Origin of the sequence: Vallitalea longa, from assembly GCF_027923465.1 — a bacterium.
GTDB classification, from domain to species: domain Bacteria; phylum Bacillota; class Clostridia; order Lachnospirales; family Vallitaleaceae; genus Vallitalea; species Vallitalea longa.
On sequence record NZ_BRLB01000001.1, the window covers coordinates 788,751 to 804,017 of the forward strand.

Here is a 15,267-nt window from a genome sequence, read left to right on the forward strand (position 1 = left end):
AATCTAAAATGATAGATAGACTCATATCTGATTATTAAGCCTATCTTCATCACATCATCATAATTTATTATATAATATTCTACCAAAATATCTCTATATCATTTAATCTTTTATAAATTGCTTCCATATAGAAATAGTCACCACATATCCAATATACGTCACGGCCATTAGACTGCTTTAGCATGCCGGGGCAATTGATATCTTCATTTAAATATTCTTGTTCTGATAGTTTTTCTATTATCCTATCTGCCCAGATAAGCATTTTACCGTTATCTGTTAGTTTAGCTATTTCTATAAACCCACAAGCCGCAACTGCTGCTGCTGAAGTATCTTTATTTGGTTTCTCATTCTCTGGCAATCTAAAATCCCATATAGGTACTATCGTTTCTTTGATATTTTCAATAAATTCATTGGCTAATTTATTAGCCGCTTCTATGTATTCTGCTTTATGGGTATATCTATAAGCTATTGCAAATCCGTATATTGCCCATGCTGCACCTCTTGCCCAATATGATTCATCTGAATAACCGCAATAATTAGTTCCACCTATTGGTTCTCCAGTCTTCTCATCAAATCTATATGCATGATATACTGAATAATCATCTCTAATGAAATATTTCAATGTCATATGTGCATGAGCATTAGCAATATCAGCAAAATAACTATTGCCTGTCACCTCTGTAGCCCAATACAATAATGGTATATTCATCATACTATCGATAATTGCCAAACCTTTACTTTCTGTAAAAAAGTGGTTTTTGGATAGTTCTTCTGATACATATTCAGGTATTTTGTCATCTAGTCTTCCCCACGCTCTAATATAGTTGCCTTTTACCATGAATCTTTTAGCTAATTCCTCAGCTGCTTTAATAGCTACTTTTTTTTGATTAACATCACCAGTCAATTTATATAATGCTACTGAATAAGGTGAATATAAGAATCCAAGATCATGCATTGTATTCATAGGTGTATCAAATATTTTATGATAATATTTATCATAGAAGCAATTAAGCCATTTCAGATACATTGGCTTATTAGTCTCATTATAAGCTAAACAAGCCATACCAGTAAAAAATGAGGGTGTCCATACAAATATATGAGATAAATCTAAAGATATATTTTTATGTTTTTCATTGGTTAATTCTTCAAAATAATTTCCTTCTTTACAACTTGAATATTCTCTAAGGTTTGTTTTGATTCCATTCATATTGTTTAATGTTTTATCAATACATAGCTTTTTTAATTGTTCCATACTTTTCTTACTCATATAGGAAACTCCTTCCTTTTTCACTTTTTTATAGGTGTTCTTATAATAGAATCAACATCTAATTCTCTATTATCATTGTTAATAATCAATATTCCTTTACTAGTCTTAACAAATACAGGTACACCTTCGAATTTATACTTTTCATCTAAACTTCTATTTCCAGGAACCCAACCCATATCAACTCCAAATTTATTACAATCTTTTCTTCCCAAAACCATATAGATTTCGCTGGAATAGTAATCCTTAATAGCCCAATGGGTATTATCCTCAACCCATATACAATTGTCACCTAATAGTGCTGATGTCTTATTATATTCTTTATTGAATTCATTCCAGAATTCATCATCAATAGTCTCTAATCTTTCCACTAAATATAAGAAATCATGAGAATGCCACGCTGTACAAGGAGCAATGTCTTGTTCTGCTTTCCAACCTGTAGCTGATACAAAGTATCCTCTTTTTGATTGATAGAAAGCATATGTTTCATTACACTCATCAATGAATTTTTTTAATTCTTCGCTTTCATGATGTTCTAAACATTTTGCAATCCCCAATATGCTCATTCCCATTCCCGCTATCAACATGGGTTCATCTAATTTTTCCCATTTTCCATTAACCTTGAAGTACATCTTATGTAGTCTTCTCATTCCGTTTTCATCTACCCAAGACGACCTGATAACTTGCTTACATATTCCTATGGCTTGTTCTAGAAATCTTTTTTCATTGTATTGCTCATAAGCTTCAATAAGTGGACATATCATTAATCCATAATATTCAGTTGGTTCAACAACATCATTTTGTTCAAAACATATATTTCTATATGTGGCTACACTTTCTTCATCTGGAAATCCGGTTCTATGAAAATTAGCTATCATAAAATCTATATCTTCAGGTATTTCTTTTTCAAAACGTTTGTCATCGAATGCTTTCTGGAATATCAACTTACTCCATATTCTTGCATAATCTTGATTACAACAACTATCTTTTGATGGTCTACCTTTTCCCCATCCATATGTACCTATTAAGTTTTTCAGAATTGCTCCTTTTATAAGATCTAATTTTTCACTACTTAAAAAATCTTTACCATAATAAGCTGTCAATCCTAATGCGATATTAGGAACAGCATTGTGAATCAAACCACTTTGGAGTGTTTCTCCAACTTGAAATCCTACATGCTTGTATTGATTGTTCTCTTGAAAAGATGTAGCTTGATATTGTATAAGAGTATCTAGTAAATCTTTTGCCTCATCGTTCATTTTCTTTGATAGAGCACAAGCTATTCCTGCTAGAAATGGAGATGCAAAAGTACTATGACCACAAGTGAAGTCTTGTAATCTGTACGGATTACTTCCCCATACTGAATGATTATGAAAACCGTATATGGCTCCATCATCCCTAACCCATGATTTAATCCAATTACCAAGAAAACCTACATTAATTTTATTATTTTTTTCCATAATATTCTCCTCTGCAATCTAATGCATATTTTTATGATATCTAAATTATAAATCATGGTAAAAAAAATAAAACCCTAAAAAATTGACATTATGGGTCTTATTTTTAGAGTTTAATGCTTATGCTTATATATTTGATTTTCTTTTCAATTTAGACCAGCGTAATTCTCCTTTGATACTTTTTTGTGCATTAATCATGTTCTCCCCCTGTTTAATTACATGGAGGTTAACGTTATTATTGAACTGCATTGTATTAGAATCTACTATATCTCCAAGTGATTTAATCCATGATTCTATCTTATTCATATATTTTTCTTTTACATGAGAATATTTTTCATCATCAAATAAATTGTCAAGTTCCTCTGGATCTTTTTCCATATCATATAGTTCTCCTAGAACTGAATCTTCATTAAACATATTTGACATTCTTAGATGATGATCGTTAAGCATCATATTCTCAAGTTTATTTCCTTCAGGATATGATGTCAACTTCCATTTTTCATCTCTGACAACTAAGGCTGATTCATTTTGTAATGACCCACAATAGTATTGTCCATATACCTCTTGTTTATGACAGTCACAAATACCTTTCATATATGGTACTAAACTCTTTCCTTGTACAGACTTAGGAATATCTATTCCAAGAATTTCAAATATAGTAGGCGTTAAATCCACTGACTCAACAAAGCTGTCAAGTCTCTTTCCACTATATATATTATTAGGTAATTTTATCATTAACGGTATTCTCATAACGGGTTCATACATATATCCCCATTTTTCTATGAATCCATGTTCACCCATCATACTACCATGGTCAGCAATAAATATAATTAAACTTTCATCATATAGATTCTTCTCTTTCAGTTCATCAATTACTTTTCCAACTCTTTCATCTACATGAGACACAAGTCCGTAATAAGATGCCTTACTTTTTCTGAAATCATTTTCATCAAGATATTCAAACCCTCTTACTTTACGAAAATACCTCTGTAAAACGGGTTTGTCATCAAGATTTTCATTATAACTATCAGGTACTTTTACATCAACATCATTATACATAGAAGCAAAAGGCTCTGATGGAATATATGGTGTATGGGGGTCCATAATTGATAATCTTGCAAAAACAGGTTGTTTATGTAATTCTAATTCATCTAATTCTTTTATGTAATTCTTGGTTACAATGCTATCCATCGTCTCATCTTTATGAGTAGGTCTAGTACCAGAAATAATAAGAGGTATTTCCCCATAGTTTCTTTTATGATCTGTTTTCTTCCTTGTTTCTCTATCTGTTATACCAAAACAGGTTATATATTTTTCAGGAGCTTGAGTATCTTGTCCTCCTCCTCTTGATTTATCCATACCGAATTTATCAGGACTAATGTTACAATGCCATTTTCCATAGTTAAAAGTTCTATATCCTGACTTCTGTAAAATACTATAAAATGATATTTCATCATCTAAAGGACTTAACATATTATCCAGCGCACCATGGCTATGAGCATATCTTCCTGTTGCGATACTCACTCTTGAAGGAACACACATTGGTGTATTACAATAAGCATTTTCAAATACAACTGCATCCTTACTGAAATCATCCAGATTAGGAGTTTTTATTATTTTATTTCCCATAAAGCCAAGTGAATCTGCTCTTAATTCATCACACATAATCATAAATACATTTGTCATCTTCTTCACCTCATTTATAAATTTAGTATAATAAGATTAATACTCTAGTTCAATTTTTTATCTAACTTGCCAATTAAATTAAAGCTAATTTTATATGTTTAATATTTTAAGAAAATTTTTTTCTATATTCTCCAGGAGTAATTTCTTCCCATTGTTTAAATCTTCGGATGAAACTTGTTGTATTACTATATCCAACTGCTTTTGATAATTTATTTAAAGTTATATTCGTAGTTATTAATAATTCCTTAGCTTTATCAATTTTCATTCTTGTTATATAATTTAATATTGTCTGACCTGTTTTATCTTTGAAATACATACTAAGACTAGATTGAGACATATTAAAATAGTCCGCCATACCCAATAGCGAAAAATTAAGATCCACATAATTGTTTTTTATGTATATAACCATTTCATGAATTAACGATAATTCTTCTTTATCCTTTTGCTCAATGATTTTCGTACACAAATCATGAGTTAAATCTTTAATAATGTTTATTAATTCATCCATGGTATCACATTGTGATAATGTAAATACATCTGGAATATCTATATTACTATTATCAAAATCAGTGATTATATTATTACCTGTTTGAAATATCATATTTATTATGTCAAAACATAATCCTCTTGCAATAAATATTGGAGAATTGTTCTCTTTTATATAACTTACTATCATATCTATTTCATCTTCAATAGCTTTTATATTACCAACTTTTAATAGAGAAGTGATATTTTTCAAGTTCTCAGTCGGATATGATTTCAAAGCGATCTCTTGCTCAATAATATCACTAAAAAAAATAACACATCCATGACCTTTTACTAATCTATAATCAACAGCTGTTGATGCTTCTATATATAACTTTGGAATAAATTCCTTATCATTATAGCAATCGCTAATCCCAATTGTTGTAGATATATTCCATACATCTTTTATAGATTTTTGAACTTTTATGAATTTCTCTTTAATCATTAGATAATCATGCTTTTCCAGCGATAATATCATTATTATTTTCCTGCAGTCAATATGTTCACATGTATATATAATACCGTAGTCACTAAAATCTTCTTTTACTTTCTCTATAATATCTCCTCTAGCAGTAGCATATTGTTCTTTACTACTTACGTATATGATTGCCACAGTAAAATAATTATTTAATGTTACCCCATATCTATCAGCTTTTTCATGTAGCTTTTTATCATATGGTTTTGCACCTCTCAATAACTGTAATGTTATATATTGTTTGTTCGCCTCGTTAGAATACTCTACTTCATTTGTCAGTTGTTCATTCATATCTGATAAATAATCAATTGCTTCTCTTACAAGTTCTAATTCTCCTGTTGTTTTTTTTACATTATGGATAAAATTTTCAGAATAATTTTTAAGTTTTCTTATAGGATTATAATTAATATGCATAGATAAATTAATGAATAAGAGCCCAAGAATAGCAATCAAAAGTATACCGATTAAAAAACCTAATCTGACATCTCGAATTTTTTCATAAATACATGACTTCGGTGTTAATGTTAAATATTTCCACCCAGTTTTTTTTGTTTGTATGTATGTTTTAATATATACTTTACCATCTAATTTAATTTCATTTTGACTTGATTTTAATTTAATGACTTTGCTTAAGCTTTCATCATTTAGAACGTGTTCCATTTTTGACGTTATTATTATATTGTCTTCATTATCTATAATAACCGTAATTTTTTCCTTATTGTTAACTATATCATTAATTCTTATGTCAAAGACTTCTCTTGGTACAACAAAAGCTACTATTGCATATGGTTTTTTTGAATTAACACTTAAAGGATATATCATTGTCACATATTCTTTCACAAAATCATTTGGTAAACTAACCTTTTCAGCTGGACGATAGATTGGCTTTTCTATCTTATTAATAGAAGTATAAATATCTTGGCTATCCCAATTTTCATAATGAAATATCTCGTCAGCAAATATTTTAATTGGACATGTACCAGAAGCATTGTATATATATTTATCCCCACAGAAATATAAAAGCACATCTTCAACAAACGGATTGGTTACTTGATAACTTTTAAGCTGTTTTATTAATTCTAATCCTCTTAATGGATCATCTTTAAAGAAGAATGGTTTCTTACAAGTTTCTAGATAAATCTCCTGCTTGATTTTTTGCATGTTATCATGATAAGATTCTATATTATTTTTGACTTGATACAGAGAATTAACATCATTAGCTATGACTTCTTTTTCCAATGTTTTAAAAATACTACCATTTACGTATAAAGCTATAAACAGAATAGGAATAATTAAAATGATAATATAAGAAATTAAGTATTTATGATAATAGCTTATATTGTTATGCCTGATTTTCAAAGTTTTCACCTCATAAAAAATAAAAGCATACAATAGAGATATCGTTTCAAATATCTCCATCGTATAATCAAGTTAATAAGTTATCATAACTATTATTTCTTTATCTCGTCATACCTATTTTGATAGATTGCTATATATTCATCAGCTCCCATTTTTTTCAACTGTTTAACAAAATGATCCCACTCTTCTTCAATTCCACCGTTCATAAGCCATTTTGAAGTATTCTCTTCAACAAATGATCCAATATCCGCTTGAATTTCAGCTGCTCTGGATGCATCCTCAGGACTTAAAAAGAAAGGTGGTAATGGCATATTAGTAGCATATTTCTTATATTCCTTTTCAAAGTTTTGTTTTTCAGCTATATTCATTGAAGGAACTACGTTTTCGAGAAATGATGCTGGAATCATATGAAAGCTTAATGCACCTGGAGTATTCATATGTCTGAATTCGTCATGACTCATACCTTCTGGGTCAGGAACTGCTTCTAACATACCATCTTCATTCTCAACATAAGATTCTCCAATAGGACCTTGTGATAATTGGAAGCTAATCTCAGGATCACACATATAATCAGCCCATCTTATAGCTACTTCTGGATGTTCACAAGTTGTAGTAACAGCAAATGAACCTTTACCGCAAAGTTCACTAGCAGGTAAATATAAGTATCCTCTATCTCCATTAGGACCTTCTAATGGTTCCATGAATGTGTAATCTGATTCATTGTATATAGATCCAAATAGCCATGATAATGACCACATATCACATACGCCAACATTACCATTACTGATTTTGGATTTGTAAACAGGTACATCTTGTGAAAAAGATTCCACATCAATTAATTCCTCTTCAAATAATTTATGGAAATATATAATCGCATCTTTATATTGTGACTCCATTGGAGTATATAATACTTTGTCATTGACTATGGTTAATTTATCAGTATTATCAACTAGACCAAAAGCACCAAACATTCCGTTTATACCCATTATGTTGTTCTCAAATCTGAAAGTAAAAGGTATCTGATCATCTCCTATATGATTTTTGAATGCTTTTAATGTTTCATAGAAATCATCTGTTGTCTTAGGTATATCTCTTCCTACTTCATCTAACCATTTTTTATTAATAAATTGAGCACTAGGTGCTGGACTTTGATATGCATTAATTGTTGGTAATGAATAAATATGTCCATCTGGTGCAGTCATATAATCTCTAAACTCTGGATATTCCTCAAATACCTTTTTAATATTAGGTGCATAATTATCAATTAGATTTTCTAATGGCATAAGTACTCCATCCGCCGCTAATTTCATTACCTCTTTATTTTCAATAACATAGTTTCCAAGGAAAACATCTGGCCAGTCTCCACTGGCTATAATCAAATTCTTTCTTTCAGGCCATGAAGCTTGAGGAGTTACATCCCAATCAATAGTAACATTAGTAGCATCTGCTATTTCTTCTAAGACTCTTAGCTCTTCGAATGGTTTCTTAATTGAATCTCTTTTTTTGGCTGCCACTTTTAATGTTATAGATTCATTAACTATTGGAAGACCTTCTTTATTAAAATTATCTGCTCCCTTTGAATCTTTTGAACTATCATCTGCTTTATCAGTTGAAGTTTCTTTAACTTTGTTGTCTCCTTTATCAGCTGTTATTTTGCTGTCTTTTCCACATCCACTTAAAGTCATTGTGAATACTAAAGTAAACATTAATACTATTGCTACTATTTTTTTCTTCATTTTATTCATTCTCCTTATGTATGATTTTATTTGTAATTAGCTTCTGTATTTATCCTTTAACAGAACCTATCATTACCCCTTGAACAAAATATTTTTGTAAGAAAGGATACAATATTAATACTGGTAAACTAGAGACTATGATAACCCCATATTTTATTAATTCTGCAACATCTTGATGTTGTATCATATCAACATCGCTTACCATTGAATCCTGCATTTGATTTTCAATTAATATTGAACGTAGTACTAATTGAAGCGGATATAATTTTTCATCTCTAAGATAAATCAAAGCCGTAAAATATTCGTTCCAATGGAAAACACCATAAAACAAAACTAAAACTGCAATAATCGCTTTTGATAATGGCAATACAATTTTCAATAAAAATTTTATGTGCGTACATCCATCTATAACTGCCGCTTCGTATAACCCTTCTGGAATGGTATTCTTCAGAAAAGTCCTTGCAATTATAACATTAAAAACGTTAACTGCATTAACTAAAACCATTACCTGCCATGTATCTAGAAGATTTAACTTTTTAACTATTAGATATCTTGGAATAAGCCCCCCGTTAAAATACATTGTTATTAATAAGAAAATCATAATATATTTTCCAAGCCTGAAGTTTTTTCTTGATAATGGATATGCTAAACTCATAGTTAGTAATATATTAATCATTGTACCCACAATGGTATATAAGAAAGTATTAGCATAACCTTTCCAAATTAATTCATCCTGAAAAATCCTTTTGAATCCTTCAAAATTAATACCTATCGGCTTCCACCATACTCTTCCGGAATTTATTGCTGCCGGATCAGAAATTGATGCTATAACAATAAAATACAGTGGATACAATACCGCAATTAATGAAAGTATAAGTACTGAATATTTAACAATCTCAAAAACGAGATCTCCTTTTGATGTTTTCATCTTAACCATATTTACTATCCTCCTTTTCTACCATAAACTACTATCAGAGAATTTCTTCGATAGTTTATTAGCAGTTACCAGTAAAATAACATTAATCACTGTATTAAATAAGCTTATGGCGGTTGAATACTCAAATTCCATTTGTAATATACCGATTTTGTACATATATGTCTGTATGATTTCGGAGCTTGGTGCATTCAAAGAGTTCTGTAGCAAATATGCTTTCTGGAAACCGATATTCATTATTCTTCCTAGATTCATAATCAATAAAATCATTATGGTCGGCAATATACCTGGCAGATCAATATTTTTTATTATCTGAAATTTAGAAGCACCATCAACTTTTGCCGCTTCATATAATTCAGGATTTATCCCAGACAAAGCAGCAAGATATATTATAGAACCCCAGCCTGCATTCTGCCATACTCCAGATAAAACAAATATACTTTTGAAATATTCTGGTTTGCCTAAAAAATAGATTGGTTTAATATCAAACAATCCTAAAAAAGTATTAATAATTCCAGAAGAAGGAGATAAAAATATATTTAACATACCTACTAAAACTACTACTGAAATAAAATGAGGGATATATGTAACTGTCTGTACTAATTTTTTAAATCTTTTTTGTTTTACCTGATTTAACAACAATGCAAGTATTATTGGTATTGGAAAACCTGCAACTAATTGAAATAAGCTTATCCCTAATGTATTTTTCAATAATCTCCAGAACTGATAGTTATTAAAAAATCTCTCAAAATGTTTGAATCCTATCCATGGACTATTAGTGAACCCATCTAGCACATGATAATCTTTAAATGCAATCTGCAATCCGTACATAGGTGCATAATGAAATATTAAAAAATAAATGATTGCTGGTAAAACCAATAAATAAAGTTGATAATCTCTTTTAATAGCTCTTACTGCATTAACTTTTCTCTTCTTTAGTGGTTTAGCTGTATTCATCTTTTTGCTTCCTTTCCTGCTTATAGTTTTTACCATAATGAATAATGATGATATATTCCAAGATCACATTCCACATGCTTTTGAAACAGTTTAGCCCTAAAATCACTACATATTTTATTTATACAAGTATCAGAGTTATTAGCTAGATTATTCAATTCTTTATAATCTTTTTTATGGTTATATAATTCTTCTTCTTTTGTTTCTAAATAGTATGTATATCTATAGGTATCATCATAGATAGAAATGTTTCTATACTCTGTTGTCACACCAAAACATGTAACCATCGGTGTGTTGTTCCTATTGTTTTCATCAAATATGTCAATACCTTGTATATAATCATCTTTATCAATATTGAGCATACTCAATAAAGTAGGCATAACATCAACATTACTCATTGGAATATCCATAACAGAAGGAAGTTTGTTATTTTTTACATCTTTTATAATAAAAGGAACATGGAGCAGATTATGAAATGCTATATCATTTTTCATTAACATATCAAAATCACCTAAATAATCGCCATGATCCGAAGTAAAAATAATTATAGTATCATCATATAATCCCTTTTCTTTCAAATGATTAATGATTTTACCTACAGCAATATCTATAAGATGTACTGAAGCCATGGTATTTCTATATGCCGCAGCACAATCTTCTTTCTCAACAAATCTAGACTTCATTGTTTTTACTACTTTTGATGGCTTATCATTTACTATATCCTCAACCCTTGCAAAATCTGGTAAAGGAATGTCCATAAATTCTTTTGCTATATCTTCTGGTGGAGTAAATGGATGATGTGGATCAGGAAATCCTACAAACATAAACATTGGTTTATTAATATTCCTATCCTTGTCTATATAATTACATACTTCATCAGCTAACCACATGGTATTATGTAACTCTGATGGTAATTTGGATAAATAGATATCTTTTCTAGTACTAGGAACAACAGTTTTTGCTGTTCCTGATATTATACTTCTTGCCAACTCTTTGTGATTTTTATTAAGCCATCTGCCGTAATGTCCAAAATTATAGTTACAAGGCTGTTCCCCGTGCCCCATAATCAGTTTTTTAGTTTGGAATCCGTAATATGGCTTATTATCTTTTTCAATTTCTTCATCTTCCCAAGCCTTATATGATTCATAGAAATTATATGCTTTTGGTGATAAATGAGGTTCTAGATGAAGTTTTCCGAATAAGGCTGTTTGATAACCATATTCACTTAACTTATCTGCAATAGTTGGAATCTTATCCTCAACTGTCTGTCCAAAAAGATTTTTACTGATTTTATCACTAATTGGATCATCTTCCTTCATTCTTCTCCATAAAGGAATACCATTAGAACAGACTCCATGACCCGGTACATATAATCCAGTTAAAAGACTTGACCTTGAAGGCATACAAGTCGTATTTGCTGCTATATGTCTTGTGAATCTACATCCATCTTTTGCTAACTTATCTATATTTTCAGTTCTCGCAAATTTATTTCCGTTACAGCCGAGACTATCATATCGCTGTTGATCTGTATGAAGAATCATTACATTTTTATTCTTCATTTCATAACCTCCTAACTATAGTTGCTTCTTGGTAATGTCTATGATTTGTTTTTTTCTTTTGTGAATTTCACTTATACTTATTCAAAAAATGTATTTATTGGTGAAACTACCTATATCATAAACAAGAGGTCATGTGAAAGTAAATATACACTTTTTTTATTATCATTACATTTTTTCAAGTATGCTATGTTAAAGGGTTTTGACCTTCATTTACAGGTATAATGCTGAATATAAAATTGGTCATATTAGGTTTCAATTTGTATCTATCCAAGACCCAAGTTTCAGGTCCGCAACTTCCATTACCGATGCCAGTCTGTCCATAATCAATATTAATAATCGTTTCTTCCTTATGTTTTAATTCATATGGATGAGTAGCTTTGTAAATATTATTTGTAGTATAATGGCTGACACTATAATCAAACAACTTCTTACTGGTAATCATGAATCCTATACCTTCATCATTGATTACTTTAACCCATAATGTATCTGTTTTATTACCATTTTCCTGTGGGATTATATAATTCACAAACAAATCGTCAACTTTAGATTTATAGTGACCAATAAGAGCACTTTCTTTTCTATCTACGTAGTTTTCATGTTCTCCCCTACCTAACCATTCCACATATTCGAATCCCTTATTCATAGTAAAAGTCATACCCAATCTAGGTATGCAATCATTAATATCTACAGGCAGATAATCAACCTCAACTGTAATAACACCATTGCTTGTAACTCTATATGTAGATACAGTCTCATAAGCAACAAACATTGATGGTTTTCCGTGTCTGGCTTTTACAGTGAATATAAATTCATTTTTATTGCTATACCAAGATATATCAATAACATTTTTCCATAACATATCAAGTCCATATTTACGCCAATTACCTGCTGTACAATCCTCTCTTAATATCCAACCTCTTTCATCGTTATCAGTTGGCGCTCGAAAGAAATTTTCTCTAGGTCCTTCGCTAATTATAGATACTCCTCCATATATGTATTTAGAAAAATTTCCATGAATCTTATCAAAAGTAATATTAAAACTTTTCCCTGATACAATAATTTCATTTTCTGTTTCCTTAACTAATAATTCATCATTGCATCTTTTTACCTCAACTGGTACTAACTCATTTAAGGGATATTGGCACTTATGAATATAGTCAACAGCTCTTTCCCAATTTTTGGGGCTTTTATATTTGAAATACAGGTTAAGATGATAATTATAACCTTCCTTAACAGCACATAATATTTTTTCAGGTAATTTGAAACATGCTTTACTATGAGGCATAATTTGTGGCATTTCGATTAAACCCTCCATTATTGTATTCCCGTTTTCAAGTATTTTGTATTGGAGATTAAGATGAGATAAATCAATAAAATCGTATCTATTATGAATAGTAATCTCTCCACTTTCTTTATTAAATCCTGTAACTTGTACCGGTGCTATAACTTCTCTCAATTCAATAAGTCCAGTATGTGGCATTCTATCAGGGAAAACCATTCCATCAATACAGAATTTATAATCATTGGGTTCATCACCAAAATCTCCACCATATGCATAGAACTCTTTACCATCTTCATTTTGTGTTAATATACCATGGTCAGCCCATTCCCATATACAACCTCCTATTAGTCTATTATCTTCATGCATAATATCCCAATATTCTCTAGGATTACCCATACTATTTCCCATGGCATGCATAAATTCACATACAAAAAAAGGTCTATTTTCATCAGTTCTTGTTGCCTCTTTTTTAACAAGTTCTACTGAAGGATACATATAGCTGACTACATCAACATAATCTAATTCTCCAGCACTTTCATAATGGATGAACCTAGATTTATCTCTGTTTCTAACCCACTCAGCCATTTTTACATGATTACTTCCAGACCCTGATTCGTTACCTAATGACCATGAAATTATACATGGATGGTTTTTATCTCTTTCTACCATTCTCTTAGCACGGTCAATAAACATATGCTCCCATCGGTCATCATTATTCATGGCAATACTTTGTTCTTTTCCATTAAATTTCAGCTTATTTATTAATATGTAACCATGCATTTCAAGATCAGCTTCATCCATAACATATATACCCAGCCTGTCACATAACTCATAGATATAAGGATCGTTAGGATAATGGGAAGTCCTTAGCATGTTAAAATTATACTTCTTCATCATTAATATATCTTTCATCATATCCGCACGGTTAACAGCATAACCTTTTGTAGGATGCATATCATGCCTGTTTACCCCTTTTAACACAACACTCTGTCCATTAATCAATAATCTTGATTCTTTTATTTCTATTTTCCTGAAACCAACTCTATAGCAAGATGTTTCAATTACTCTATTATCTTCCATCAATTCTATTACCAATGAATATAGTGAGGGCATCTCTGCATTCCATTTCTCTACATCTTCAATTATTGTCTGGAAATAAGATTTTCCATTTTCTATTGTCCCAGAATTGTCATATACAGATATGTTATTTTTATCATATAAATATATATTGTAATTAAGTGAATCTACCTTCGTTTCTGTCTCTATCTCAACTGCCAGAATACCATTTCTATAGTCATCTGATAAACTTGACTTGATGAATACATCTTTTGAATATCTTTCAGCTGTACTATATAAATATACCTCTCGAAAAATTCCATTTAACCTCCAAAAATCCTGGTCTTCTATATAAGAGGAAGTTGACCATTTATATACTTTTACAATTAAGCGATTATCCTTCTTCTTAACTAATTTAGTTATATCAAATTCTGATGGCATATGGCTTCCTTCACTATAGCCTACTTGTACGCCGTTCAGGTAAACCAAAAAAGCTGCACATACTCCTCCAAAATGAATTACTGTTCTCCTTTTATTCCAATCATTAGGAATATCAAATATTGTCCTATAACAGCCAACAGGATTTTCACTTGGTATGTATGGTTCATCTACCGGAAAAGGATATTTAACATTAGAATAAACAGGCTTATCATAACCTTGCATCTGCCAGCATGATGGAACTTCAGTCATATCCCAATCTTCATCATTATAGGCTTCTGATACTATATTTTCAGGAATTAATCCTTCATGTTTGTAATAGCGAAAACCCCAATCACCATTTAAAGACTTATAAAAACATGATTTTTGCCTATCTGAAGTAAGAGCAGTATTGATATCCTGATAAGGTATCCATGTGTTTCTTGGGGGTAATGTGTTAACTGTAATTGTATTAAGGTCATTACAAAATTTTGTTTCCATAGTGTTCCTCCTATTAATATTAATATTTATGAATTATATATAATTGAAACTCCTAATTGACT

The 15,267-nt window shown here is 30.4% G+C and carries 9 protein-coding genes; all 9 read right to left on the reverse strand.

The features are described from left to right. Positions 1–79 precede the first annotated feature (79 nt). On the reverse strand, positions 80–1,267 hold the full coding sequence (locus tag QMG30_RS03455; protein ID WP_281812250.1) for a glycoside hydrolase family 88 protein: 1,188 nt from the start codon (positions 1,265–1,267) through the stop codon (positions 80–82). Positions 1,268–1,287: 20 nt separating this feature from the next. After that, positions 1,288–2,724 carry a hypothetical protein gene (locus QMG30_RS03460; RefSeq protein ID WP_281812252.1) on the reverse strand — a complete coding sequence of 479 codons (1,437 nt, stop codon included), beginning with the start codon at positions 2,722–2,724 and terminating at the stop codon, positions 1,288–1,290. A 123-nt stretch (positions 2,725–2,847) separates the two neighbouring features. Further along, a complete protein-coding gene (locus QMG30_RS03465) occupies positions 2,848–4,407 on the reverse strand; it encodes a sulfatase-like hydrolase/transferase (RefSeq protein WP_281812254.1) in 1,560 nt (519 codons plus the stop codon). Between the two features lie 106 nt (positions 4,408–4,513). Then, entirely contained in the window at positions 4,514–6,766 is a 2,253-nt protein-coding gene (locus QMG30_RS03470; protein WP_281812256.1) for a helix-turn-helix domain-containing protein, read from the reverse strand. A 92-nt stretch (positions 6,767–6,858) separates the two neighbouring features. Continuing rightward, a complete protein-coding gene (locus QMG30_RS03475) occupies positions 6,859–8,502 on the reverse strand; it encodes an extracellular solute-binding protein (RefSeq protein ID WP_281812258.1) in 1,644 nt (547 codons plus the stop codon). Positions 8,503–8,551: 49 nt separating this feature from the next. Beyond that, the gene (locus QMG30_RS03480) at positions 8,552–9,439 is read right to left on the reverse strand and encodes a carbohydrate ABC transporter permease (protein ID WP_281812260.1); all 888 of its coding nucleotides are present in this window, start codon (positions 9,437–9,439) and stop codon (positions 8,552–8,554) included. 18 nt (positions 9,440–9,457) lie between these two features. Continuing rightward, positions 9,458–10,393, reverse strand: coding sequence for an ABC transporter permease (locus tag QMG30_RS03485; protein WP_281812262.1), 936 nt, complete (start codon positions 10,391–10,393; stop codon positions 9,458–9,460). Positions 10,394–10,422: 29 nt separating this feature from the next. Next, positions 10,423–11,949, reverse strand: a complete 1,527-nt coding sequence (locus QMG30_RS03490; RefSeq protein ID WP_281812264.1) for a sulfatase family protein — start codon at positions 11,947–11,949, stop codon at positions 10,423–10,425. A gap of 184 nt (positions 11,950–12,133) precedes the next feature. Beyond that, the gene (locus QMG30_RS03495; RefSeq protein WP_281812266.1) at positions 12,134–15,205 is read right to left on the reverse strand and encodes a glycoside hydrolase family 2 TIM barrel-domain containing protein; all 3,072 of its coding nucleotides are present in this window, start codon (positions 15,203–15,205) and stop codon (positions 12,134–12,136) included. Positions 15,206–15,267 lie beyond the last annotated feature (62 nt).

Coding starts and splice junctions, on each gene's coding strand:
- QMG30_RS03455 (WP_281812250.1), bottom strand. CDS start 1,267: ATGAGTAAGAAAAGTATGGAACAATTAAAAAAGCTATGTATTGATAAA.
- QMG30_RS03460 (WP_281812252.1), bottom strand. CDS start 2,724: ATGGAAAAAAATAATAAAATTAATGTAGGTTTTCTTGGTAATTGGATT.
- QMG30_RS03465 (WP_281812254.1), bottom strand. CDS start 4,407: ATGACAAATGTATTTATGATTATGTGTGATGAATTAAGAGCAGATTCA.
- QMG30_RS03475 (WP_281812258.1), bottom strand. CDS start 8,502: ATGAAGAAAAAAATAGTAGCAATAGTATTAATGTTTACTTTAGTATTC.
- QMG30_RS03480 (WP_281812260.1), bottom strand. CDS start 9,439: ATGGTTAAGATGAAAACATCAAAAGGAGATCTCGTTTTTGAGATTGTT.
- QMG30_RS03485 (WP_281812262.1), bottom strand. CDS start 10,393: ATGAATACAGCTAAACCACTAAAGAAGAGAAAAGTTAATGCAGTAAGA.
- QMG30_RS03490 (WP_281812264.1), bottom strand. CDS start 11,949: ATGAAGAATAAAAATGTAATGATTCTTCATACAGATCAACAGCGATAT.
- QMG30_RS03495 (WP_281812266.1), bottom strand. CDS start 15,205: ATGGAAACAAAATTTTGTAATGACCTTAATACAATTACAGTTAACACA.